Genomic DNA, 24,273 nt, shown 5'->3' with positions numbered 1-24,273 from the left:
TATTTGCCGACTCAAAGAACCATGAACGACACGAACTCGCCCGCCAAAAAGCCATTTCCGCTTTTTATTGTGCTGGCCGTTGTTGGCTTAGCATTGGTCGGTTCGCTGTTATTTGGGGTTTTTGTTGGCAAACCGATGTGGGATGCGGCTCAAGAACAGATCACAATCAACCGGATGAAGGTGATCGCGATAGGAATGCATAACTACCACGATACCCATCAAATGTTCCCGCAGGCGGCGTTTCAGGATGAGGAAGGGAAGCCGTTCTGCTCGTGGCGGGCGATGATTAGCTACATCGACGAAAGCGATTTGTTCAAGCAATACGATCGCCAGCAGCCATGGGACAGCCCAGACAACCTGCGTTTTGCGGACGAAACGCCTGAGGCTTTTCGATCTCCGCAGTGTGATTGCAGCGATGGAAAGACTCCGTTTGTGGTGGTCGTCGGTCCGAACACGATGTTTCCCGCCGATCAGCAATTGGATATTCGCGAATGCAAAGATGGTCGAGAAAACACCTTGTTGCTGATCGCGGACCTGGAAAACCCAGTCCCCTGGAGCGAACCTAGAGATCTCTCGCTAGAGGATTTCTTGAAGCGTTACTCTTCTCAGGTAACGGATCAAAAGCCGCTTTACGTCGCCTTGGTTCATGCAGGCATGGTTCGCATTTCGAAGATCGCGCCAAAAGATCTTGAGAATCTGGCCGTGCGTAACGATGGCCAAACGATCAGCTTCGAGGGCCGAACGATGTAGCGTCGGCGAGATTCAAGCTGCTAACTTGATTCCACGCGCCGGCGTTTCCTGCCAATTGATTGCACGCTTCCCCCCAATCGAAGAGAATAAATGGTACTTCTCAGTACGCTTCTCTTCGCAAAATCGGTGGGCTCATGGTCGATACGCCGAACCCGTTTGATAGTCCGCACAATGACGCCAGCGATTCGGCGCTTACCAGCGGGCCCAATCCACACTACCGGCGCGATGGCATCTTCACCCTAGTGCTGATCGGAGCGGTAGGCCTCTTCCTATTATTTTGTTTGTGGTCTTTTATCAGAAACCCACGTCCCGAGGCGGTCCTGCACCATAACCGAAACCAGCTCAAAGTCATTGCCCTTGGCCTGCATAACTATTACGACACGCACGGGCAGTTTCCGCCGGCCTACGTCGCCGACACCGACGGAAAGCCGCTCTATTCGTGGCGGGTACTAATTCTGCCAATGATCGGCGAAGGGGCCCTGCACAAGCAGTTCGATCTAAGTGAGCCTTGGGATTCGCCGAACAATTTACTCTTGGTCCGCCAAATGCCGGACTGCTTTCACTCGCCTTACCATGAAAACGATGCCGGACGAACGCCTTATCAAGCACTCGTCGACGAGTCAGGCTCGCGGACGATGATCAAACGTACCGCAGGACGAACCTTCGATACGATTGGCGACGGAACCAGTAATACGGCAATGCTGATTGCCAACTTCAACGCCCCAATCTTCTGGACGGAACCCAACGACACCGACCCGGCCAAGTTTTTACGCCGCTTCCGACCAGGCGACTACGAACATGAAGTCGCGATTGCTTACGGAGACGGATCGGTTCAAGGACTGACTGACGACCTGCGTACCGTTCTGCCAGCTGCGATGTATGCCAACGATGGAAAGGTGCCGCCGCGATGAAAGTAACCATCGGTTGCCTGACGGTTTTGCTCGGACTCGCACTCCTGGTGGTGTTCATGCCGAACCTCGATACGCCGCGAACACAATCTCGGCGAATGCAGGTCATGATGGATTTGAAGAGGATTGGCTTGGCGTTGAGTTACTATGAGGCGGAGCACGGTACGCTCCCGCCGGCTGTTGTCAGTGATGCGGAACGGAATTCACTTTATTCTTGGCGGGTTTTGTTATTACCTTACTTGGAACAACATAATCTGTACGAAGAGTTTGATCTGGACCAGGCCTGGGATTCTCCGGCGAACCTTTCACTCTCCAGCAAAATCCCCACTTGCTACATCTGTTGGCATCTTGACTATTCGCAAGGGGAGACTGCGTTCGTGGCATTGGTCTCGACCGACGAACGACGTACGGCCATATTGCGTGAAACCAGTCAAGCGTTGGCCGATATCGCTGCAGACGATGGGTTAGCAGCCACCGCAATCGTTGTGGAAGATCGCTCACACCCGGTCATTTGGTCGCAACCGCAAGATGTTTCGCCTGAACAGTTCCTCGATAACTTACCAACCGACGAGTCAATTACACCCTGGGTAGCCTTGGTGACCTGCGATACCAGTACAAGTGAAATCGAGAACCCGACGCGAACAAAACTGCTGCCACTTCTGTACGCCAACGATGGAAAGGTACCCAAGTGATAGGCAGCGATTTGAATCCGTTCGATAGTCCTCATGCCGAGTCGCAAGAGCCCGTCATGAAGAAACAACAGCCAAACCGTTTGGTCGAAGCGATAGTCGTTATTGGAATTATTACGATCTTGATCGCCGTGTTGCTGCCTGCGGTTCAGTCGGCCCGCGAAATGCAAGCCTCGCGAATGTCGAATAACAACTGCTTACGCCAGATCGGTCTGGCGTTGCATAACTATCACGACATCTATGGCGAATTGCCCCCGGCCTACGTTACCGACGAGCACGGCAAGCGGCTTTATTCTTGGCGAGTGCTCATTCTTCCCTACGTCGGTGAAGAACAACTTTACTCCGAGTTTGAACTCGACAAGGCCTGGAACGAGGGGCACAACCAAACGTTGATCGAACGCACGCCCCAGGCTTATCGCAACCATGAAGATCCCGAGACGGCAACCGGTGGTCAAACTCGATTATTGGCCCTGGTTGATGAGACGGACGGACGCACGTTGCTTCTTCCCGATCAGGGGCGTTTGCTCGGCGACTATCATGACCAACTTGGCCAATGGGTGTTGGCAATCGATCATCCGAATCTTTCCTGCACATGGTCCGAGCCAAGCGATGTGAGCCCGCGTGAATTGGCTCAACAGAAAGATTTCGACTGGCCAGGACCTGTCGAGAGTGGCGTTTATCTGCTCTTTGGGGATGGCAGCGTGAAGCGAATTGAAAGTCGTGATTGGGGGCGAGTCACGGATTGGGCCTACTCAAACGTCGATCCCGAGAAGGAGCCGTAGGCAATGGAAACCAACCCCTTCGACAGTCCACGCACCGAAACTCAGGAACCGGTAGCCCCCGATAAGCCAAGGTGGAAGCCGACCGTTGTCGATTGCTTGGTAGTTGGCTTCATTATTCTCATTTTGATTGGTCTTTTAATCCCGGCAACGACGTCGCATCCCCGAAGAGCCCCAACTTTCCGGTCGGTAATGCGCCTGAAGGCGATCGGCGTGGCTCTCCATTATTATTGCGACGAGCATGGGACGTTACCTCCGACGTATGTCACCGACGACACGGGTCAGCCGCTTTACTCTTGGCGTGTCCTCGTGTTGCCCTACCTGGATGAAAAAGATCTGTTCGACCGATTCGATCTTTCCCAGGCCTGGGATAGCAAAGCGAACTTGCCGCTCGTTCAAGAAATGCCGGAGTGTTATGCCAATCCATGGGCACCTGGCAAGGAAGTCATTGGGGAGACGAGCTATTTGGCATTGGTCGATAAAAAACACGGCAAGACGGTTCTTCGGCCGGACAACGCACGTACGCTGAGCGAAATCCCCGATGGCGCCGAGGCCAGTGCGATGGTGGTTAGCCATCCAGAAAAGTTTGTCGTGTGGACGGCGCCCACCGATATCGATCCACTCGACTTCATAGCGGCGTCCGCCGGTTGGACGCCTGACGACGACTCGCCTGATACTGTGCTCCTGCTAATGGCCAACGGAGTCGTTTTTCGTGGCCAAGAAGAAGTAGAACATAACCTAGTACCGGCGGCTTTCTGCGACGATGGTCGCATCGGAAAGGTTCGGTGAGCGATGGAAGTTAACCCTTACGACAGTCCGCAGACCGAGTGCAAAGAAGTCGCGTCTGCCACCACTCCCGATAAGCCATGGTGGAAGCTGACCTTGGTGGAGTACTTGGTCATCGCCGCGATTATCGCAGTCTTGATCGCATTAATGTTGCCCAATGTTCGCCAGTCGCGTGGAGACTATACGGTATTGAATTTTAGCAATCACTTGAAGCAGGTCGGACTGGCACTTCACAATTACCACGACGTGCACGGTGCGTTCCCGCCAGCCTATGTGACCGATGAACAGGGCCAGCCACTTTATTCGTGGCGTGTCTTGATCCTGCCCTACCTGGAGCAGGAAGACACCTATCAGCGGTTCGATCTAACCCAGTCCTGGGACAGTAAAACGAACCGTGCATTAATCGCAGAAATGCCGTCCGCCTTTGTTAACCCTTACGCGCGCGAGCGGGCTGCCAACGGCGAGACAAGCTGTGTGGCTCTGGTCGATACGTTTGAAGGACGTACCGTGCTTCGCGCTGGAAAAGGTCGTTCCCTTCAGGAAATCCCTGATGGTGCTTCCAGTAGCGGGATGGTCGTGAGTCAACCCGATCATTTCGTGACGTGGACCGCACCGGTCGATGTCGATCCGCTCGAGTTCCTCGCCTCTGCGGCCCAGGTTCAACCTTCCCGTGATGAGCCTGAAAGGGTGTTCGTTCTCTGGGCCGACGGTTCGGTGACGTTCACGTTTCGCACCGATGAATTGCCCGCCCTCATCTATTGCGACGACGGTCGCGTGGTCTCTCGCTGAGGTATGCCATCATGAACCAGCCTCACTCACCCGAACGATTTAAACCAGGCAAGAACGACACGGTTATCACGATCTTTGGTGCGTTCATTGCATTTTTTGGCTTGGCATTTATGCTGCTGCCTAGCACAGGGCATCCGCGTTCTGAAATGGCACGTATGCAGTCTGAAAACAATATCAAGCAAATCGGCTTGGCCTTACTCAATTACCGCGACGTGCACGGTGCGTTCCCGCCAGCCTATGTGACCGATGAACAGGGCCAGCCCCTTTATTCGTGGCGTGTTTTGATCTTGCCGTTCATCGAGGCAAGCGACCTGTACGATCAATTCGATCTTGATGCGGCTTGGGACAGCCCGACGAACAAACCGCTGATCTCGCAAATGCCGGAAGCACTTACCAGTCCATTCTTTTTTAAAACACGTTCACAGGGCAAAACGCCCTACCTAGCTGTGGTTGATTCCCAAAGAGGACGAACGGTGCTTCGGCCAGGGCCGGGGCAGAAATTCAATTACCAGCTGAAAACGGATGCGATTGACCAATCGGTAATGGTGATCGACGATCCTGGACGGATGGTGATCTGGACGAAACCGGACGATATCAGCCCGCAGCAATTGCTTTCGCTTGATCCGATCGACCAGAATGAATTGCACGGTATTCATGTTCTGTACGGCGACGCCAAGGTCGAGCACTTCGACGAAGAAGCGTGTGCGCGGCTTGGCAATCTAATCTTTTGCGACGAAGGACGAATACCTAACGCAGCCCGCTAGTTCCTGCATCCGATCCTGCACCCAGTCAAGGAGTTTTCTCGTGAAGCGATTTCGTCATGGTAATGCCAAAGTGGTGATCGTCGTCGTTGTACTGGTTCTGTTTGTGTCAGGGCTTGCCTGCTGTGGGATTTTTGGGGCGGCTTTGCTTCTACCGGCGATCACCCAAGCAAGACACGCGGCGCAACATGCTGCAGCGCAAAACAATATGAAGATGATCGGCCTGGCCCTACATAACTATCACGATACCTACGGCGCATTTCCTCCCGCCTACACAACCGACGAAAATGGTCGGCCGATGACTTCCTGGCGAGTTCTCATCTTGCCTTATCTGGAGCAGAACAACCTTTACCAGCAGTACGATCTATCGCAGCCGTGGGACAGTCCTCAGAACATGTTGTTAGCCCGCGAGACACCGGCGGCATTTGTCAGCCCAGCTCACGCCGATCAATTCAATCCTGGGACCACCACCTATGTCGCGATCGCCGGACCCAATACCGCGATCAACACGCAAGGCCCGGTTGCCTTTAAGGATATTACCAACGGTATCTCGAATGTCGTCGCGGTGGTGGAAGACGATAGTAATCCGGTTCCTTGGACCCAACCTATCGATCTTACTCCGCAGCAATTCCTGAATCTTGATTTCGACGCTAATCTTCCACTGGGCATACCGACCCTGTTCGGAGATGGCCGCGTTCAGTCCTTCCGAGAATCGGATCGGTCGCAATTTCAAAACATGATTTCAATCGATGGAAGTTAAAACATTGCGGCGACACGAAAAAAAGCCTGGCAAGTTCAGTTTGCAGACCTTGATGGCCTCCATCGCGGTCGTGGCCGTGTTGTGTTATGGGGTCAACAAAATTCGGCAGAGGACATACGGGCATTTCAGTCACGATCGAAAGTCACACGCCCAACAAGACGCAAAGATGATTGCCCTTGGGCTTTTTATTAACCAAACAGCAAACCCCTCAGGCGTTGCTAATCAATATGATTCTGCAGGACGCCCAATGCACTCGTGGCGTGTGCTCCTTCTACCAGAGCTCGAACGAACGGACTTGTTCAATCAGTACGATTTCAACCAGCCATGGGATAGTCCCCACAATCTTAAGCTGGTCGATAAAATGCCCCACTGTTTCGCAAGTCCCTTCTGGCAGGACGAAGAGGCGAATCGAAAAGGGCTGACCCCGTATCGAACGATTTGGAGTGGAGAAGACAATGCCACGGAACGTCTAGGAGATTGGGGAGAAATGTTTAGCCCGGAAAACCGACCGATCGTCATACAAGACTTTGCCAATCCCGTTCCATGGACCAAGCCCGACGGAATCATGCTCGATCAAATCCTCGCTCGGACAACCTTGGACGACCCCCGCATGAACGGAACGCTTTTTATTTTTACTGACGGCAGTGTCAAGGTGGTTGCCGAGGAAGACCGCGGGCGACTGGAAGTACTGGCATCCGAGGCGTTAGGAAAGAGTGCCTTTGATCGCAAAGATTGATACAACATGGTGGATGCTCAAGTCCACGTCCGGTTTCGCTGATCCGATCGCTGGCGGCGTTCAGTCCTTCCGAGAATCGGATCGGTCGCAATTTCAAAACATGATTTTAATCGATGGAAGTTAAAACATTACGGCGACACGAGAGAAAGCCCGGCAAGTTCAGTCTGCATACCTTGATGGCGGTTGTCGCGGTTGTGGGATGCCTGTGCTTAGTGATGAACGTCGCTTGGCAAAGCACGCATGGGCACTATCACCACCGCAGTAGGCACGATTCGCGAATCTATGCGAGTTTGATAGGTATGGCCATTCAAATGAAATCCCTGAGCGAACCTGGTAACCGCCTCCCCTTCGTCAACGAATATGACGAGAACGGGGCTCCCATGCATTCTTGGCGTGTACTTCTGTTGCCTGAGATGGAAATGGGAGAGCTGTTGGACCAATACTCCCTTCAACAACCTTGGGATAGCCTGCACAACCGTAGGCTCTTAGAAAATGCACCGAATATTTATGAGAGCCACTTTTGGCAGGACGACGAAGCCAATCGGAAAGGGCTTACTCCTTATCGGGCGATCGTGAGTGGGAACAATAATACCCGCGAACGGTTAGGCGATTGGGGCAAGAATATTAGCAAACAAAATCGACCCATCATCGTGCTAGATTATTCGAATCCGGTTCTCTGGATGCAACCAGACGGGATTACGCTTGAAGAAATAGTATCGCGGGTCAGCCTGCATGACGCTCGGATGGAAGGAACGCTCTTCATCTTTGCCGATGGCAGTGAGAGAGTGTTAACAAGAGAAGACTTAATCCGTCTCGAAGGAATCGCGGCCGAGGCAACCGGAAAAGAAGCCTTTGGGCGGTAAGTCCGGCATAACTCGCATCACCCCGCAACCCTTGCAAGGTTTCGCTGATCCGATCGACGGCTACCTGCCGAAGAGAAGAATACGTATTGCTGCTAGCTCGTGAATGAACTTCCTGATCGACCGCCGACATGACGCCTGATATCTCGTTCCCTTCCATCCGGTTCCGCGGTCAGTTGCGGCCGTCGCAGTTGCAAGTGCGTGACGTCGCGGCACAGCAACTAGCTCAGGGGGAACGGCAGCTACACATCGTCGCTCCGCCTGGTTCGGGCAAGACGGTGGTGGGGCTTTATCTGTGGGCCGAATTGATTAAGCGGCCTGCCTTGGTGCTAAGTCCCAACTCGGCGATTCAATCGCAATGGGCGGCCAGGACGGATCTGTTCGAGTCGAACGTGCCCGTTTCGATGATGGTCAGCACTGATGCGAAGGAACCGAAGCTACTTACGTCGCTCACCTACCAGGCTGTTACCCTGCCCCGCCGCGGAGACGATGGGCTCGATCATGCAGCGATGTCGTTATGGGAAGATCGCTTGATCGAAAAAGGTCAGGCCCAAGATCCAGCCGAAGCGAAGGTGTGGATTCGCGATTTGAAGCGGCACAATCGCGACTACTACGACCAGCGTCTGTCCGCCTACCGCAAGCAAGTCCGCGACGAAGCTGGCTTAGCCGGCGAATCGTTTGAGATGCTGCATCAATCGTGTCTGCAAACCTGGAAGCGGCTGCGTGAGGCAGACGTCGGACTATTGATCCTGGACGAGTGTCACCATTTGGTCGGTCACTGGGGACGCGTGCTGTCCGACGCGATGGAGTCGCTGGACGATGCGATCGTGATCGGTCTGACGGCAACACCACCAGATGGTGACGGAAAGATCCCGGCCGACTTCGAACGTTACACCCAGTTCCTCGGTCCGATCGACCACGACGTGCCCGTTCCGGCGGTCGTGCGAGACGGGTTTCTTGCTCCGTACCAAGACCTCGCTTACTTCGTTCGCCCTTCGGAAGCCGAACTCCGCTTCGTTGCCCAGGCCGACGATCATCTGCAAGAGATCTTGGAACTGGTCTGCAACAAGCCTTCCGACGAATCGAGCGAGGAGACGAAGTTCCCGTCCGAGACGACCGCCGTCAGTCAGCCGGAGCCGGAAGTCGAAGAGCAGGACGTTCCCCTATTGCACCATGTTGGCGGGACGGAGGCCGTTTTCCAGGAAGAAGATCCGTTCGCCGATCTCATTCCGGTAAGCGTACCGTTAGTGAAAACAGAGCCGGAGTCGAAGACCGAAGTCGTCGAAACGGTGGACGAAGCCCCGCGTGTGAAAGCCCTCGTGCCGTGGCTGTTGCAAACACTGGAAACGCGCCGTCACGCGACAAGCACGTTCAAGACCTGGTCGTCGTTTCATCGTCGAGATCCAGAATTCGCCGATGCTGCGCGGGTCTTCCTGCAAATCCGTAAGATCGATCTGCCACCTGAGGTCCCGCCGGTGGTTATCGAAGTGCCTTTGGACGAAGTACCACAGATCCCGGTGGTGATCCCGGTGCTCGATCGTTACGTCCGCCACGCCCTCCGGCGTTCCGCCAACGCAGAAGATCGGGCATTATCCGAGAAGGTAATCTCCGGTCTTAGGATGCTGGGCGTCCAGATCACTGAAACCGGTTGCCAGGCCTGTGCTTCGCCGGTCGGTCGAGTGTTGGCGTACAGCAGCGAAAAAGCAAAGGCCCTGCTTCCGATCCTGACAGCCGAAATGGCCGCGCTAGGCGATACGATTCGGGCCGTTGTCGTGACCGACTTCGAGAAGACTTCGGCTACCATCTCGGAGGTTGAGCATCTGCTGAGCAGCGAAGCTGGCGGTGCGATCGCGGCGTTTCGCGTTTTGGTTAGCGACCCTAAGCTGGACGAACTCGATCCGGTGCTGGTCACCGGGAGTAGTGTGCTGGTCGATGACGACTTAGCTCAACGATTTGAAGCTGCTGCGAAGGAGTGGCTATCCAACGCGGGCTACGAGGCGACACTTACGTTTGAAGAAGAGGTTGGCTTCCATGTCGTCAGCGGGAGTGGCCGCGATTGGTGCCCGCGAGTTTACGTCGAGATGATTACCGAGTTGTTCCAACGCGGCCTCACCAAGTGTTTAGTTGGCACACGTGGGCTTCTGGGAGAAGGCTGGGATGCGAACAAAATCAACGTGTTGGTCGATCTGACGACGGTTACCACCAGCATGACGGTGCGGCAACTACGCGGAAGGTCTTTTCGACTCGATCCGGTGGTCCCGGAGAAATTAGCCAATAACTGGGACGTCGTGTGCATCGCACCCGAGTTTAGCAAAGGGCTCGACGATTATGCTCGGTTTATCAAGAAGCATCAAAACATCTTTGGGGTGACCGATGACGCAATGATCGAGAAGGGCGTCGGCCACGTCCACCCTGCGTTGACCGAACTGCGCCCAGAGCTATTGGAAGGCTCGGTCCGGGAACTAAATCGCGATATGCTAGACCGCGTCGCACTGCGGCAAGAGACACGCGACTTGTGGAAAATTGGGACGCCCTATCAAGGTGAACCAAGCCACACGCTCGAGATGCGCGTTAACGAGTCGCCCCGCGAAGAAGGTGGCTTCCCGCCGTTCTCTGGGGCAAACGAACCGTGGTCGAGCGATTCGCTGGTGCAAGCGATCGGTGAAGCAATCGCCCGGACGATGGTCGAGTTGAAGCTGCTTAAATCACCCCCGGAGGTGGTCGCCCGCACTCGTGCCGGCGGTTATGTGCGTGTGATGCTGGAAGACGCGACGTCGGAAGACAGTCGGATGTTTGTCACGGCCTTGCACGAAGCACTCGGTCCGCTGAATCGACCCCGTTACATCATTCCGCGGAAGCTGAAGTTTGTCCGAACCACATGGCTCTCGCGGATGTTGCCGCACATGCTCGGGCAGTATCTGGAGAAGAGTGAAGATCGCACCGTAATGGTTCACGCCGTGCCGAATGTCTTGGCCAAGAACAAGGAAACGGTCGAAGTCTACGAGCAATACTGGAATGAATTCGTCAGCCCTGGCTTTCCCGTGTTTGCCCTGCGTGGCGAAGGCGAGTCACTCATGCGAGACGCATTGAAGAAAGGGATGAGTCCGGAAGGGGACTTTCACGAGAAAGAAATCTTCCGCTAAACCGAGTTGTGGGAAGCGGAACCGTTGGAGCAGGTCTATTTAAAGAGTGCTGCGATGTCGTCCTGGTCGAGCGGTCGGTCTTCGAGTTCTTCCTCTTCGTCCGCTTCTGCTTCGAGATTGGCAGATTCCGAGTCTTCCTCGCTCTCGTCCGCCTCAGCTTTCGCTTCCGAAGCGGCATCTTCTGCCGAGGACGCAAACATCGCTTCAATGTCATCGATCGATGCCTGTTGTTCTTCCGGATTCTTCACCGGTTCGTCGCGACGGCCTGCGAGGTAATCCTCGAGTTCGTTCTCGCTGGCATCTTGTTCTGCCTTTGGAGTCGTCGCGACTTCTGGCTCCTCTTCAGCAGGTTCTTCCGCAGGAGCTTCGGCGGCAACCTCTTCCGTTGGAGCAGACTCTTCCGCCACCGGTTGTGGTGGTTCTTCTGCTGCTTTGGGAGGCTCTTCGGCAGTTGGCTCGGGTGCTGGATCTGGAGCTTCTTCCGCTGGTGTTTCCGCAACGGGCGCTTCTTCCGGCTTCTCCGCCACGACTGGCTCTGGTTCCGTTTCCGGCGCGGGGGCTGGTGGTGGCTCGGGTTTGGGTGCCGGAGGTGCTTCCTTCTCGGCAACCGGTTCAGTCGCTGGTTGTGTTTCGGCTTCCGATTCTAAGGCTTCGATATGGACTAAGTTGTCACCGCCAGATGGCAGGAACAGTGCATACCAAGGGCGTGGGCCGTAGCCCAGCAGCACGGCACACGTAAAGCCAGCCAGCAAGTTGATCACAGCGAAAAGCAGAACGACAATCACAGTCCGATCACCCAGGAAAAGGGGGCGCGAAAAGAGAGATATCCCTCCCTACGTGAAAATCATACGTTTCGTCTGCGACAGGGTACGTGTTCCCTACGGAATGCCGTAGCGAGAATTCACCAGAGGTCAGCGCAACCGTTACAACCAGAACGGAATCGAGGTGATACCGTAGTAACGAGCTGTTGGTTCGGACGGTTTATCGCAAATCAAAGCCACAAAAAGGGCTTTGACTTGCCGGATTTGTGCAGTGCGAGATATCGCGTGGCGACCCTTAGCGGCTTTGCCCCCGCATAATCGGACCAGGCCGCCCGGTGTTTTGCGACGCTTGCTGAATGAGTGCCGGCGAAGGACTGCTCGGCAACGTGAAGACAGCGGGTTGTGCGGTGGGATTGTCTTTCGATCGCAAAACCACGGTAACTTCCGCCCCATCTTTCTGGCCGCGAAGATAACGCAGCATCTCGCGCTCAACTTCGTTCAAACCCTGCATGCTCTCCACCGAGGCGTTGGAAGGCATCGTGCTTGAGCTACTCGCTACGGATCGAGAAGGAGTCGGACGATCCCAGTTGCTGGGTGGAGACTGAGGAATCGAACGTGGGGGTGTTGGTCGTGATTCTGTGGCTGGCTGCGTGTGCGATGCCAGACGCGTCGGGCTTTGGTTCTGGAACAAATGCGCGAGTTGAGCTTTCTGCAGAACGGCATGAATCGTCGGTAAAGCTGCGTAGATTCCTTCATTGTCTTCGTCGTCCGCCGCATTACAGACACCAATCAACTGGCCATCGGCCGAGAACAGTCCGCCACCGCTGCGGCCGACGGTTGGGGCACCGGCTGCTTGGACGTTATCGTGTCCGACGTAGCGATTCAAACTATTGATGCGTGTCTGGTACAAGTTGCGAGGCCCACCGTTGTCGCACCCAACGCTGAAAGCTGGCTGACCGACTTCAACCGGATGCGTGGCTGAGCCGATCGACATCGGTTTGATCGGCGATTGCGTTCGGATGGAAACCAGAGCCACGTCGCGGTCGAGATCGAAAACGAGAACGCGCCCCGGGACCGTCGTCCCTTGTTCGGAATCTTGATAGGTGATTACTTCCAAGGGCCCCTCACCGTTGGAGTCGCGAAACAAGTGGGCACATGTCAGGACCAGGGCTTCGTTGCCTTGCGTGTGTACCACAGTGCCGCTTCCGTACGAGTGCCCATCGGGATCGGTAACCTTCAACTTTACACTGGCCTGCATGGCCTGAGCTTGAACGTTTCCACCACCGCTAGGCGACGGACCGACGGGTTGGCTGTAAACAGCTGGCTGCGTTACGGCTGGGTTTTGTGGTGATTGACCTCGAGCAATTCCGGTCGCAGGTCGCAGTTGGGGACCGGCTTGCATCGGCATCTGCTGAGGAGCAGGTGTGCGAGGTTTGGCAACTTGAATCAACTGTGCTAGGCGATCGTACGATGTGGCACCTTCGACTTGGCCGACAATCTGGTTCCCTGAAACCATCACAAAGTATGGCAACCCGCGCACGCCCATTTGCTGCGCCATCTGAGGATGCTGGTCTTTATCGACGACTTGGACCGGGTAGCCCGCTTGCTGCAAACGCGAAATGACGGGCTTCATTTGATGGCAGTAGACGCACCAATCGGCAGTGAAGCAATACAAAACCGAGTCGGCCGCGGCCAATGGGGCCGTCAGAATTAGCAGTAACAGTAGCGAAGTAGCCGCCTTCATCGCATCCCTCCTTGGAGCGAGTGTTTGCCTAACCCTTGTTCAGGGTTGTGGTTACCTTGTGGGCCAGCGGGGTAATCTCGGCCCGGCGATCTCCCGTTCGGCCATCCTGGCCAATGGGGGTCGGAAATCGCCGGGACAATGTCGTCCAAGACGTACAATTCCAGCAAGGGCAATCGTGATTGATTTGCGGCAAAATTCGGGAGAACGAAGGAAAAAGCTAAAGTTGCTCACAGCTATCAGCCGACATCGCCAGATGCTGACACCAAGTTCTACTACGAACCGGCTGCTGTTTCCCCTTGTTTGGAGGGGGATGATTTGCTTCTTTTTTCTGATCTCGGGATACACTGGAACAGTTCACCGTGGGCAATACGAATCCTCTTCGGACCAGCAGCTTTCTGAGTACTTTTCACCGTTGAGCACCGTTCCATATAGATGAAAGACCTCTCGCAACACGAATCGCCTCCGATTGATGTCGCGCAACTCGTTGCACAACATCAGCTTACGGTATGGCGATGTTTGAGATCTTGGGGGTGTTCCCCTCAAGAGGCAGAGGATCTGACCCAGGAAACCTTTTTAAAGATCCTGGAAAAACCGTTCGAAGACCAAGGAGATGCCGCCACCAGGGGGTATCTGCGAACCGTTGCCCGGCACTTGCTGATCGATCGTCGCCGCAAGGAAGGACGTCAGACCAACATCCAAATGGTCGAGAACATCGACCAGTTTTGGGCGAATACCGACGATCGGAAGCCTGAGGAATTGCTGGAAATGCTCGGCGAGTGCCTGCAGGGTTTGACTGATCGGGCCCGTTTGGCACTGGAACTTCGCTTCCAGGATCGGAAATCACGGACAGAAATTGCCGAGGCCCTCGAGATCGGCGAACATGGAGCAAAGAACTTGATGCAACGTGCAAAGCAGCAGCTTCGCGATTGCATCGAGCTGAAACTGAAAGACGAGTCGTAAGATACGAACATGAATCACGAAGATCCCATCATCGATCCTCTCTTAGAGGAACTGCTTGGCCAGCAGCAGATGCCGGATCTCACTGCGCGCGTCGTTCAGGCTCACCAGCAACGTCAAGCTGCGAAACAATCGCCTAAGCAGAACGGTCAAGCCAAAGCGCCTCTGTCGATTGCTGTTTCTACGGCAACGCAAACGACTTCGCCTGAGACACCATCAGTTGAATCGCAATCGACAAGTGGTGTCGCAGCGACCGACGCCCCAACGAAGCGATCGGGCGAATTCAAGCGTCGCTTGAAGCGTCAGCGTTTCTTCACCGCGATCAGCTCGCTTTCCCTCAGCTTATGCCTGTTGGTAATGCTGGGTGGCGTGGCCTATTACACCTATCAACGATTTTTGCCAGGGCAAGGCATTCCGCTCGCCGCCGACGGGAATCAAAAACCGTCGAGCGGCGCCCGCGATCATGAAGTCAAGCCGGATGTCGATCCGCAGCTTGCTGACCATAACGTTCCATCGAACGAAGCGATCGTTCGGAACGGATCTTCCGTGGATGACCTTGTTTCGCCTGAGACGGTCGCGTCGAACGATGCGCCATCCAGTGGCATGTCGCCAGCAGTGGGCGGAATGCAGAATGGTGGCGAAATCGAGTCGGTCGATCAAGTCGCTATCGCGGATAAGTCCGCCCCGAGCTACGTGAAGCCCCGCATGTGGGATAGCTTGCGGCTGGACGATCGCGATGTCATCAGCGAGATCGACAACGCGATTGCCAACGCCTGGAAGAGCGAAAACGTAAAACCTTCGCCGGCCGCAACCGATAACGAGTTCTGCCGTCGTACTTACCTGCAACTACTCGGTCGGATTCCAACCGTCGAGGAAATCGAAAGCTATGCCAAGCATCGCAGCAAAGACAAGCGAACTTGGCTGGTCGACGAAATCCTCGGCAACGAGAAGTACAAGCAGGAGTTCGCTTCGTTCTGGAGTGCACGATTCGCCAACATCTTGGTGGGTCGCGCTGGTGGCATGAGCGATGATAGTCCGATCGATCGCTCTGCACTGGAAGGCTACTTGGCCACTGCCTTCGAGAAGAACAAACCGTACAATCTGCTGGTTAAAGAGCTGATCACGGCGACGGGCACTACCAGCCCTGGCAGCGAAAGCTTCAATCCTGCGACGAACTTCCTGGTGAGCATGGTCGATGGCGATGCCAAGCTGGCCACGGCGAAGACCTGTTCGACGTTCCTTGGGCAACAGCTTCAATGTGCTGAGTGTCACAACCATCCAACAACTGGTTGGAATCAGGATCAATTCTGGAGCATGAACGCTTTCTTCCGCCAAACGAAGCTGGCGAAAGATCGTGACTCCGGCAAGTTGGCGATTCTCGATCGCGACTTCGTGAAGAACCAAGCGTCGGACGCGGGCGAGGTTTACTACGAACAGCCCAACGGGCTGGTTAAAGTTGCCTACCCTCAATTCGTCGATGGAACGAAGATCCCAGCTTCGGGTAAAGTCGCCGAAGTCGATCGACGTCAGGAGTTGGCGCAACTGATTGTTAACTCGGATGACTTCCCCAAGGCAACCGTCAATCGAATGTGGCAACACTTCTTTGGCGTGGGCTTCACGCAGCCGGTCGATGACATGGGGCCACACAATCCTGCTTCGCATCCTGAATTACTCGATAACTTGGCTGTTCATTTCGCCGAATCAGGTTTCGACATGAAGCGTCTGATGAGGTGGATCGTTCTGTCCGAACCGTATGCACTTTCGAGTCGCCAAATTGACGATAACCTGGCCGACGACCCTGATGCGGGTCAGCAATTGTTTGCGCGTTACTACGCGCGCCAGATGGAAGCGGAGCAGCTCTTTCATTCGCTACAGATGCTGGCCAAGAATCCTGGGCGTGGTAGTGCGATCATCGCGTCGAGCGACGAGCGTCACACGTGGCTTGGCCAGGTCAACCAGAAGATGGGAGACGATGAAGATAGCGAGACGTCAACGCTCGATGGCGGCGTGACTCAGTCATTGCTGATGATGAACGGTGGGTTGATGCGGCAAGCGACCGATGCTCAAGCGGCCGTATTGAAGAACGTGATCGCCTCGAACATGTCGCCATCTGATAAGGTGGAACACTTGTTCCTGGCCGCCCTCTCGCGTCGCCCGACCAAGAAAGAGTTGAACGCAATCAGCGAGATCCTTAAGTCACGCAGCAGCGAAGCAGCTGCCCTGCAAGATATCTGGTGGGCGCTGCTCAACAGCAACGAGTTCATCCTCGATCATTGATCCCGATGATCGGCATTGACGGTTGATTTGCTTCTCTGCGTAATTTGGGCCACACTCAACGAAGAGGTGGCCTGTTCTTTTTCTTGCCACGAAAAACCCAAGCAGAAGACGCTTGTTGCGGATATGGATCTTAAGTTCCAACGCGAAGCAATGCTCGACCAGCTGAAAGAGCGAGGCGTCGACGATTTGCGAGTGCTCGCCGCAATGCGGACCGTTCCGCGTGAGGCTTTTGTATTGGAGAACTTTCGTGATGATGCGTATCGCGATTCGGCATTGCCGTTGACGCATAAGCAGACGATCTCTCAGCCGTATATCGTAGCGCTCATGGCTCAAGCGTTAGAGCTTAAGCCGACCGATCATGTGCTCGAAATCGGAACTGGTAGCGGGTACGCGGCTGCCGTGCTGGCACAGTTGTCGCGGGAAGTTTATACGGTAGAACGCGTAGGTGATCTGGCGATCTCGGCAGCGGAGGTCATTCGCAAACTTGGCATCCAAAATGTCCACATCCGCTTTGGCGATGGAACCAAGGGCTGGCCAGACGAAGCTCCCTACGACGCGATCAGTGTCGCTGCCGGCGGAACGAGCGTGCCGAACGCTCTATTTGATCAATTGGCGATCGGTGGTCGCTTGGTGATTCCCTTGGGACCAGTGCCAGAATCGCAGAAATTGCTGCGAATTCGGAAATTAGCGAAGGATCGCTACGTTGAGGATGACCTTGGCAACGTGCGGTTTGTTCCCCTTCTTCCCGACACGGACTAGTGGTGTAGCACGCTTCTTAAGCCACTCCCCTGCCTCACCCTGGCATAGTTATTGCACTTTTCATTCGCACGGGGATTGGTTTGAGGTCGTTGCGTTCACCTTTGGGAGGAAATGTCGATGGAAATGACACAAAAGAAAAAGCTTCAACAAATCTCCGCGAACATTCGACGGTGGATATTGAACTGCACCAACCGGGCTGGATCAGGGCATCCTACCTCCTCCATGTCAGCTGTTGAACTGATGGTGGCTCTCTTCTTTGACGGGCACTTCCGGTACGACATCGATCACCCGCGTCATTACAACAACGACCGACTGATCTTCTCGAAGGGACATGCTTCACCGCTCTTCTACGCATTGTGGTGTGCGGCAGATGCCGTTGATGAAGACGACCTGATGACTTATCGCCGATTCGACAGCGTATTTGAAGGCCATCCCACTTCGCGATTTCGATACACGGAAGCAGCGACTGGTTCGCTTGGTCAAGGACTGTCGATCGGCGTGGGAATGGCGATGAGCGGCAAGTATGTCGATGAGATCCCGTTTCGCACATATGTCCTGATTGGGGACAGCGAGCTGGCCGAAGGCTCGCAATGGGAAGCGATGCAAATTGCCAGTGAGTATCAGCTAGATAACTTGGTTGGTATTCTCGATGTCAATCGCTTGGGGCAACGCGGTCCGACGATGCAAGGGCATAACCTGAATGTCTATCAAAAGCGGATTGAAGCTTTCGGCTGGAACACGGTCATCGTTCCTGAAGGACATAACCTGAGTGAGATCAGCGAAGCCTACCAGCAAGCAAAAAGATGCAAAGACCGTCCGACGATGATTATTGCCCACACGATCAAAGGAAAAGGTGTTTCGTTTCTGGAAGACAAGAATGGCTGGCATGGTAAGGCACTCGACGATGAGCAACTCAAGCAAGCCCTGAAAGAAATCGAAGAAGTGCCTACGGATCTGCGAGGCGAATTGAAACCACCGCAAGAAGTCAATTTTCCTGTCTTGGAGCGTAGTCAACCAGAAGAGTTGAAATATGAGATAGGCGAAAAGATAGCCACACGAACTGCGTACGGTAATGCCGTCGCGCGGTTGGGGGATAAGTTCTCGAATATGGTGATTCTCGACGGGGAAGTGTCGAACTCGACGCGCGCGGAGTTCTTCCAAGAGCAATTCCCCGAACGCTATTTCGAGATGTATATAGCCGAACAAAACATGGTTGGTGCGGCACTCGGGATGGCTCTCCGCGAGAAGATGCCGTTCGTCTCGACGTTCGCCGCGTTCTTCTCGCGTGCTTTCGATCAGATTCGTATGTCTCCTTATTCCGGAGCGAACGTTAAGTTCGTTGGATCGCACGCTGGGGTCGAAATTGGGCAAGACGGCCCTTCGCAAATGGGGTTGGAAGATATAGCCATGTTCCGCTCTGTGCTTGGTTCGACTGTCCTTTATCCTAGCGACGCCGTTTCCACGGAACGGTGTGTCGAGCAAATGGCCAATCGCTGTGGAATTGCATACCTTCGCACAACGCGTGGTAAGCTTCCTGTTCTGTATGGCCGAGATGAACGCTTCCCGATCGGCGGTAGCAAGGTTCTGCGTCGATCGAATGATGATCAAGTGACATTGATCGCCGCAGGCGTGACTCTTCATGAGGCACTTTCTGCGGCCGACGAGTTGGGGCGTTCTGGGGTATCGGTCCGAGTGATCGACCTCTATTCGGTAAAACCGCTCGACGTCGAGACGTTAAAGGCCGCGGCTCGTGAAACCAGTCTATTGGTGACCATCGAAGATCACTTTGCTGCTGGCGGAATCGGTGAAACCGTATGCGGGGCGTTGTCCGACACCTCAATTACGATTCGGTCATTGTGCGTGAGCATGCGACCGAGAAGTGGTACGACAGAACAGCTTCTCGATCAGCAGGGTATCTCGGCAGGAAAGATTGTTGAAGCGGTAAAAGAGTCCATTACGTCAATGACGCATAGTTGGCAGTAAGAACCAACGGCGAACAAATTCGACGATTGAATGGAGCTGCCGCGAAAGTCGCTGCAGCTCCTATGATTCATGGATGAGGCGTTAGACCGTACGTAGTTCGTTTTCCATACGAGTCAGGGCCTGCATTAGCTGGCTCCACTCGCTGACGATATCGAGTGTCTCGTAATGGGTGACATCTTCGTTGTCGAAGCCGCGTTCGCTCAAGCGAATTGCGTCACCCAACACCATCGATCCAACTGGCTCAATCTCTGGCAGATTATCCACGTCCAATTCCTCCTCTTCCGTTGGCAGAATGTGTTCCATCGCCCGATGAACGGTCCACAGAGCGGCTCGACGAGCATCTGCAGCGTCAACGATCAGTCGTAGCGATCCCGATTCGACGTAAAACTTGGCCATGGTGATTGTCCTTCCGTGTATATGTTTGGGTTCTAGATAACTCGATTCCCCTTGGGGCAGTAGTAGTTATCGCGAGTCGATTGACACGGCAGGTCACACGCAGAAAAGTTTTCACCGAGAAGGGCAAAAAAGGCGGATATGAGAGTTCCGAGACCTCAGCGCAAGGTGAGAGCCGGCCTGACGTCTGCCCCAAGGCATGCGAACAAGTTCGCTGCACGTCCTGCCGGCTCTTCATGCTCTTGCCGACCTGGTGGTCGGATGTATCGTGGCATCTTGCCAGGTATTCAGGAGCTCGTCTTCGAGTCCCTAAGTCCTTGCCCGCGATGAAGATGTTGCGGGTCGGACATCAATCTTTCGAGTTAGGCAAGATATGAGTTTTGCCGTTCCCCCAATGACGATAGCCCTAATGTGCCGTACTTGCGGATCGACCGCAACCGGCTTATGTGGATTTAGAGCCCATTGTGCGGGCTTCCACCCTGGGGAAAGGAAAAACCGTAGGTCTAAAAGAAAACGCAGTTGCTGTTGAATGACCTGCCACCTCGTAAATGAGGTCTGCCCCACAGAACAGATCAATTCAACAAGCAACTGCGTTTACAGAGTCATAGCCGGCCAAAACCGGCAACGTTTCACCCAGGAACACTTCGTTAGGTGGCGATTGGAAAACCAAACCTATGGGCTATATCCAACGGCCCCCTGGAGTATGAAGGATCGGCTAAAGAGTAGCCTGCCCTCCAGTTCAGATACGGCGAAACCCGTGCGGTTGTCCGAATGTAGAAAAGCCAGTTTGCGACTAGCTGGCAGAGTTCATGGAGGCGGACTCCACGATGCAGTCGGTAATACGATTTGCTTCGTCAACCAGGATCACGCGAGGCTGATGGCCTTGAAGCTCCTGCTCGGTGTATTGAGCGTAGCAAACGATGATGACCAAGTCGCCTGGACTTACCAGGTGCGCAGCGGCACCGTTGATGCCAATCACCCCAGAATCGGCTTCGCCCGGGATGGCATATGTTGTTAAGCGTTTTCCGTTAGTCACGTTTAAAACGTCGACCTGCTCGTGAGGAAGGATCTGCGAGGCTTCCAGCAAGGTGGAATCGATCGTGATACTGCCCACGTAGTCTAAGTCGGCCTGTGTGACCGTGGCGCGGTGAATTTTGGATCGGAGAAAGGTCCGAAGCATTCCACTGCCTTCGTAGTGATTACCCAATTTATCAGTGGGACATGGAAGCGTGCTCCCAGGTTCGGAAGTCACGCTACTATGAGGATGGCTAACAAAAGCCAAGCCTTAGATTATATCGGATAATGTCCGAAATGGAAAAAGCCCCCAGGTGGAAACCTGGGGGCTTTTTTGTGTTTGGAATGGCTGGGATAGTGAGAGAATTATAAAAATAGGCAGATAGTTTGCTATTCCAAACAAGTATCAACGTCACTTTCCACCGTAATCGGCGAGGAATAGTGCAGTTGAGCAATCTTCCAACCGTCCTCCGCTTGGAGCATCACGGCTGTAATTCGCAAAGGAATCTCGGCCCGGCGGTAGCCAGCTTGGACGAAGAGATAGCAATCGGTTGCGAGCCAGGCTACCTGACCCATAGTCGAAACGCTTCTCCAGCCAAATCGCATCCGCAGGGTGTCGGTCTGTTCCCAGTCTCGACGGATCTGACCCAGCACAGCATTGATTCCGACGTTTCGTTCGTCGCAACCGTTGCCGAGTAGGACAACGTCCTGATCCTGGCAAAACAACTCAACCAATCTCCGTTTGTCGCGGCTTGCGTAAGCGTCTGCGAACTTGCGCAGCACGTTCATCACATCCGCTTCTACCGAAGCAGTTGCATACACGACAATCTCCCTGTCATGCGTGAGGGTGCTTTATCCAGTTTCGTAGCAATGGGATGGAAGCAAGTGGATAAGGCCGGAGTTGTTAAAAGACTGCGAAACTTTCGTGAGGCGTGAAGGAGTCGCGGTGACTTGTAGCAATGAACCGGTAACTAGCTCGATCGCCGAAGCATCTGGCTGAAAACACTCTCCCTAAGGAATCTTCTTCTCCTACGAAAACGAGGCAGAATTCGCAGGCCAAAGAAGGAGAAAAGATAAGGCACGCGACTGATTTTAATATTCAATCGGCATCAGCTCCAAGTCTAAACGAACCGGTTGCGCTGATTAAATCAGAAAGATTTCTAGGGAAAACCATTGCGCGCAATTTAAGGGGTCGATGTTTTACGTTGCAATCGGTTTTTAGTTCTGATGGTAGGTAAAGGTATTAATACGCGCAAAGTTGGTTGAAACGTGACCTACGTTTGTCTGAACAAGTACGCGCATTGTTGCGCGAAATACGCAAACGCAACGCTAATCGGGACCTTTATCGGTGTCGAATTCGAATCAAAAACTGGTGGTCGGCTGGATCTTGCCGTTGGCCGTCCTGTGGAGTGCCTTCCTTCTATTCCAGGTGCAGCCACTAATCAGCAAGACGATCCTCCCCTGGTTCGGAGGGAGTCCCACGGTGTGGACAACGTGTATGTTGTTCTTCCAAGTGGTTCTCTTTACCGGCTACCTATATGCCCACCTGCTAGCAACGTACTGTCCGCGGAAGTGGCAAGCCGTGGTGCACGCGGCGCTCATGGTGCTGGCGTTATTTTTGATGCCGATTTCGCCTGGCGAAGCTTGGAAGCCGGGTGCCGATGTCTGGCCGCCTGGGTATATCTTGGCGTTATTAGCAACTCATTTGGGTTTGCCTTACTTCCTGCTCAGTGCCAACGGACCCTTGCTGCAGCATTGGTTCAGCGAGCTCGCGCCTGGCAAGGTTCCCTATCGCTTGTATGCCCTGTCGAACGTTGGATCGCTGGTCGCACTTTTGACCTATCCCTTTCTGGTCGAGCCCAACTGGACTTTGCCGTGGCAGGCCGAGGCTTGGGGTTGGGGCTATGTTGGCTTTGCGATGTTATTGCTGCCAATTGCCTTGGCTGTGCTGAAGAATGTTCGTAGCGATATTCTTCCGGAGGGTGACTCGTTGGCGAGTCCCATCGATACCGAGGCTGCCGTACCTGATACCAGAACACTGGCGGCTTGGCTCGTCTTACCGGCGTTTGCCTGCATCATGCTTCTGGCCACGACGAATCACGTCTGCCAAGACATGGCTGTGGTGCCGTTTCTATGGGTGGTCCCGCTTAGCTTGTATCTGCTTACCTTCATTTTCTGTTTCGATGGCGACGGATGGTACCGTCGCGGTTGGATTGGTCCGATGGCGCTGGGAAGCATCGTTGTTATCAGCTTGCTGCAAATCTTTGGTGGGATGGTCGAGATTGCCTGGGTTGCCGTCTCGTACTTTGGAGCCATGTTCTTTGTCTGCATGATCTGTCACGGCGAATTGGTAAGGCTTAAGCCGGCCCCACGCCATCTGACGCTTTACTACCTGATGATCTCAGGCGGCGGAGCGTTAGGAGGGATGTTCGTCTCGCTCGTTTGCCCGCTGATCTTCTCCCAATATTACGAAATGCCGCTTAGCTTGATTGTGGCCTTTGGTTTGGCGATGTGGGTGACGATCAACGCGACCGAGAAGCGGTTTGGTTCGATTCCTATGTGGTCGATGGGGTTACTTTTTCTCGGATTGCTGGCGACCTTGTCAGGACAGTTACGTAGTTTTCATTCCAGCTATCTCGAGTCGCAGCGAAACTTCTACGGTGTGCTGAGCATTGGGGAAGTTGCCAATGCGGCGAACGAACCTATCCTGGCGATGTACCATGGCCAAATCATGCATGGTTTTCAGTATCAACAGCCAGACAAGCGACAGACGCCAACCTCGTACTATGCTGCTAACACGGGAATTGGCCTTACCATGTCGCGCCTTGATAGACCGGAAGGAAGACGGATTGGCGTGGTCGGGCTAGGTGCTGGAACGTTGGCAGCCTATGGCGAAAAGGGCGATACCTTCCGCTTTTACGAGATCAATGACGATGTCCTTGAGATGGCCCAGCAGCACTTCACGTTCCTGCAAGACACGCCGGCAGATGTCGAACTGGAACTGGGCGATGCGCGACTATCGCTCGAACGTGAATCGGAACAGAAGTTTGACGTGTTGGTGCTGGATGCGTTCAGTGGGGATGCCATTCCAACGCATCTTTTAACGCGTGAAGCGTTCGCGATTTACATGCGGCATTTAGCAGAAGGTGGCGTGTTGGCGATTCACGTCAGCAATAAGCACTTAGATCTCCGACCGGTCGTTTTAGGCACATGCCAAGAGTTCGATCTGGAAACACTGTATATCACCACCGCTCCCGATTCCGCGACCCAACAGACCGGCTCGCAATGGATCATTACGTCGCAGAATCAACAGTTCCTCTCGGACGACACGCTGCAATCGGCTGCGACCAACTTGGGCCCGAAGATGGTTTACGCCAAACCGTGGACGGACAACTTCAGCAATCTGCTAGAGGTGTTGAAGTAA

At 54.3% G+C, this 24,273-nt stretch carries 21 protein-coding genes; 16 read left to right on the top strand and 5 right to left on the bottom strand.

All coding sequences use genetic code 11. The annotated features are described in order from the left end of the window. The first annotated feature begins 21 nt into the window (after nt 1-21). The 11 genes from C5Y83_RS17985 to C5Y83_RS17935 all read left to right on the top strand — a co-directional run bounded on the left by C5Y83_RS17985 (nt 22) and on the right by C5Y83_RS17935 (nt 10,961). Complete coding sequence (locus C5Y83_RS17985) at nt 22-750, top strand: DUF1559 domain-containing protein (protein WP_105331142.1); 729 nt, start codon at nt 22-24, stop codon at nt 748-750. A 134-nt stretch (nt 751-884) separates the two neighbouring features. After that, nucleotides 885-1,661 carry a DUF1559 domain-containing protein gene (locus C5Y83_RS17980; protein ID WP_105331141.1) on the top strand — a complete coding sequence of 259 codons (777 nt, stop codon included), beginning with the start codon at nt 885-887 and terminating at the stop codon, nt 1,659-1,661. Beyond that, the gene (locus C5Y83_RS17975) at nt 1,658-2,350 is read left to right on the top strand and encodes a DUF1559 domain-containing protein (protein WP_105331140.1); all 693 of its coding nucleotides are present in this window, start codon (nt 1,658-1,660) and stop codon (nt 2,348-2,350) included. The genes C5Y83_RS17980 and C5Y83_RS17975 overlap by 4 nt, the downstream gene beginning before the upstream one ends. Further along, the gene (locus tag C5Y83_RS17970) at nt 2,347-3,129 is read left to right on the top strand and encodes a DUF1559 domain-containing protein (protein WP_105331139.1); all 783 of its coding nucleotides are present in this window, start codon (nt 2,347-2,349) and stop codon (nt 3,127-3,129) included. The genes C5Y83_RS17975 and C5Y83_RS17970 overlap by 4 nt, the downstream gene beginning before the upstream one ends. Nucleotides 3,130-3,132: 3 nt before the next feature. Then, a complete protein-coding gene (locus tag C5Y83_RS17965; RefSeq protein ID WP_105331138.1) occupies nt 3,133-3,915 on the top strand; it encodes a DUF1559 domain-containing protein in 783 nt (260 codons plus the stop codon). A gap of 3 nt (nt 3,916-3,918) precedes the next feature. Next, nucleotides 3,919-4,701, top strand: coding sequence for a DUF1559 domain-containing protein (locus C5Y83_RS17960; RefSeq protein WP_105331137.1), 783 nt, complete (start codon nt 3,919-3,921; stop codon nt 4,699-4,701). Between the two features lie 11 nt (nt 4,702-4,712). Continuing rightward, nucleotides 4,713-5,465 carry a DUF1559 domain-containing protein gene (locus C5Y83_RS17955; RefSeq protein WP_105331136.1) on the top strand — a complete coding sequence of 251 codons (753 nt, stop codon included), beginning with the start codon at nt 4,713-4,715 and terminating at the stop codon, nt 5,463-5,465. A gap of 40 nt (nt 5,466-5,505) precedes the next feature. Continuing rightward, entirely contained in the window at nt 5,506-6,222 is a 717-nt protein-coding gene (locus tag C5Y83_RS17950; protein WP_105331135.1) for a DUF1559 domain-containing protein, read from the top strand. After that, nucleotides 6,212-6,958: a DUF1559 domain-containing protein gene (locus tag C5Y83_RS17945; protein ID WP_105331134.1), complete on the top strand. Its 747-nt coding sequence runs from the start codon at nt 6,212-6,214 to the stop codon at nt 6,956-6,958. The genes C5Y83_RS17950 and C5Y83_RS17945 overlap by 11 nt, the downstream gene beginning before the upstream one ends. 113 nt (nt 6,959-7,071) lie before the next feature. After that, nucleotides 7,072-7,821: a hypothetical protein gene (locus C5Y83_RS17940; RefSeq protein ID WP_146117820.1), complete on the top strand. Its 750-nt coding sequence runs from the start codon at nt 7,072-7,074 to the stop codon at nt 7,819-7,821. Between the two features lie 128 nt (nt 7,822-7,949). Beyond that, nucleotides 7,950-10,961 (top strand): DEAD/DEAH box helicase, encoded by a 3,012-nt coding sequence (locus C5Y83_RS17935; RefSeq protein ID WP_105331132.1) that lies wholly within the window; start codon nt 7,950-7,952, stop codon nt 10,959-10,961. A 35-nt stretch (nt 10,962-10,996) separates the two neighbouring features. On the opposite strand, the gene C5Y83_RS17930 is transcribed toward C5Y83_RS17935, so the two are convergent. Both C5Y83_RS17930 and C5Y83_RS17925 read right to left on the bottom strand, forming a co-directional pair. Next, nucleotides 10,997-11,746, bottom strand: a complete 750-nt coding sequence (locus C5Y83_RS17930; RefSeq protein ID WP_105331131.1) for a hypothetical protein — start codon at nt 11,744-11,746, stop codon at nt 10,997-10,999. A gap of 271 nt (nt 11,747-12,017) precedes the next feature. Further along, nucleotides 12,018-13,466 carry a trypsin-like peptidase domain-containing protein gene (locus tag C5Y83_RS17925; RefSeq protein WP_105331130.1) on the bottom strand — a complete coding sequence of 483 codons (1,449 nt, stop codon included), beginning with the start codon at nt 13,464-13,466 and terminating at the stop codon, nt 12,018-12,020. A gap of 432 nt (nt 13,467-13,898) precedes the next feature. On the opposite strand from C5Y83_RS17925, the gene C5Y83_RS17920 reads away from it, so the two are divergent. From C5Y83_RS17920 to C5Y83_RS17905, 4 genes are all read left to right on the top strand, one after another. After that, nucleotides 13,899-14,426, top strand: coding sequence for an RNA polymerase sigma factor (locus C5Y83_RS17920; RefSeq protein ID WP_105331129.1), 528 nt, complete (start codon nt 13,899-13,901; stop codon nt 14,424-14,426). Nucleotides 14,427-14,435: 9 nt separating this feature from the next. Further along, a complete protein-coding gene (locus C5Y83_RS17915; RefSeq protein ID WP_105331128.1) occupies nt 14,436-16,700 on the top strand; it encodes a DUF1549 domain-containing protein in 2,265 nt (754 codons plus the stop codon). Nucleotides 16,701-16,823: 123 nt separating this feature from the next. Further along, the gene (locus C5Y83_RS17910; protein ID WP_105331901.1) at nt 16,824-17,459 is read left to right on the top strand and encodes a protein-L-isoaspartate(D-aspartate) O-methyltransferase; all 636 of its coding nucleotides are present in this window, start codon (nt 16,824-16,826) and stop codon (nt 17,457-17,459) included. Nucleotides 17,460-17,576: 117 nt separating this feature from the next. Continuing rightward, nucleotides 17,577-19,442: a transketolase gene (locus tag C5Y83_RS17905; RefSeq protein ID WP_233207273.1), complete on the top strand. Its 1,866-nt coding sequence runs from the start codon at nt 17,577-17,579 to the stop codon at nt 19,440-19,442. Nucleotides 19,443-19,523: 81 nt separating this feature from the next. On the opposite strand, the gene C5Y83_RS17900 is transcribed toward C5Y83_RS17905, so the two are convergent. The 3 genes from C5Y83_RS17900 to C5Y83_RS17890 all read right to left on the bottom strand — a co-directional run bounded on the left by C5Y83_RS17900 (nt 19,524) and on the right by C5Y83_RS17890 (nt 21,671). Next, nucleotides 19,524-19,838, bottom strand: a complete 315-nt coding sequence (locus C5Y83_RS17900) for a hypothetical protein (RefSeq protein WP_105331127.1) — start codon at nt 19,836-19,838, stop codon at nt 19,524-19,526. A gap of 790 nt (nt 19,839-20,628) precedes the next feature. After that, nucleotides 20,629-21,015 (bottom strand): aspartate 1-decarboxylase, encoded by a 387-nt coding sequence (panD, locus tag C5Y83_RS17895; RefSeq protein WP_105331126.1) that lies wholly within the window; start codon nt 21,013-21,015, stop codon nt 20,629-20,631. Between the two features lie 224 nt (nt 21,016-21,239). Next, nucleotides 21,240-21,671 carry a nuclear transport factor 2 family protein gene (locus tag C5Y83_RS17890; protein WP_105331125.1) on the bottom strand — a complete coding sequence of 144 codons (432 nt, stop codon included), beginning with the start codon at nt 21,669-21,671 and terminating at the stop codon, nt 21,240-21,242. Nucleotides 21,672-22,197: 526 nt separating this feature from the next. Here C5Y83_RS17890 and C5Y83_RS17885 point away from each other — a divergent pair. After that, complete coding sequence (locus C5Y83_RS17885) at nt 22,198-24,273, top strand: spermidine synthase (protein WP_105331124.1); 2,076 nt, start codon at nt 22,198-22,200, stop codon at nt 24,271-24,273.

It is taken from the genome of Blastopirellula marina, from assembly GCF_002967765.1.
GTDB lineage: Bacteria > Planctomycetota > Planctomycetia > Pirellulales > Pirellulaceae > Bremerella > Bremerella marina_A.
This window is presented reverse-complemented; position numbering and strand designations above follow the sequence as displayed.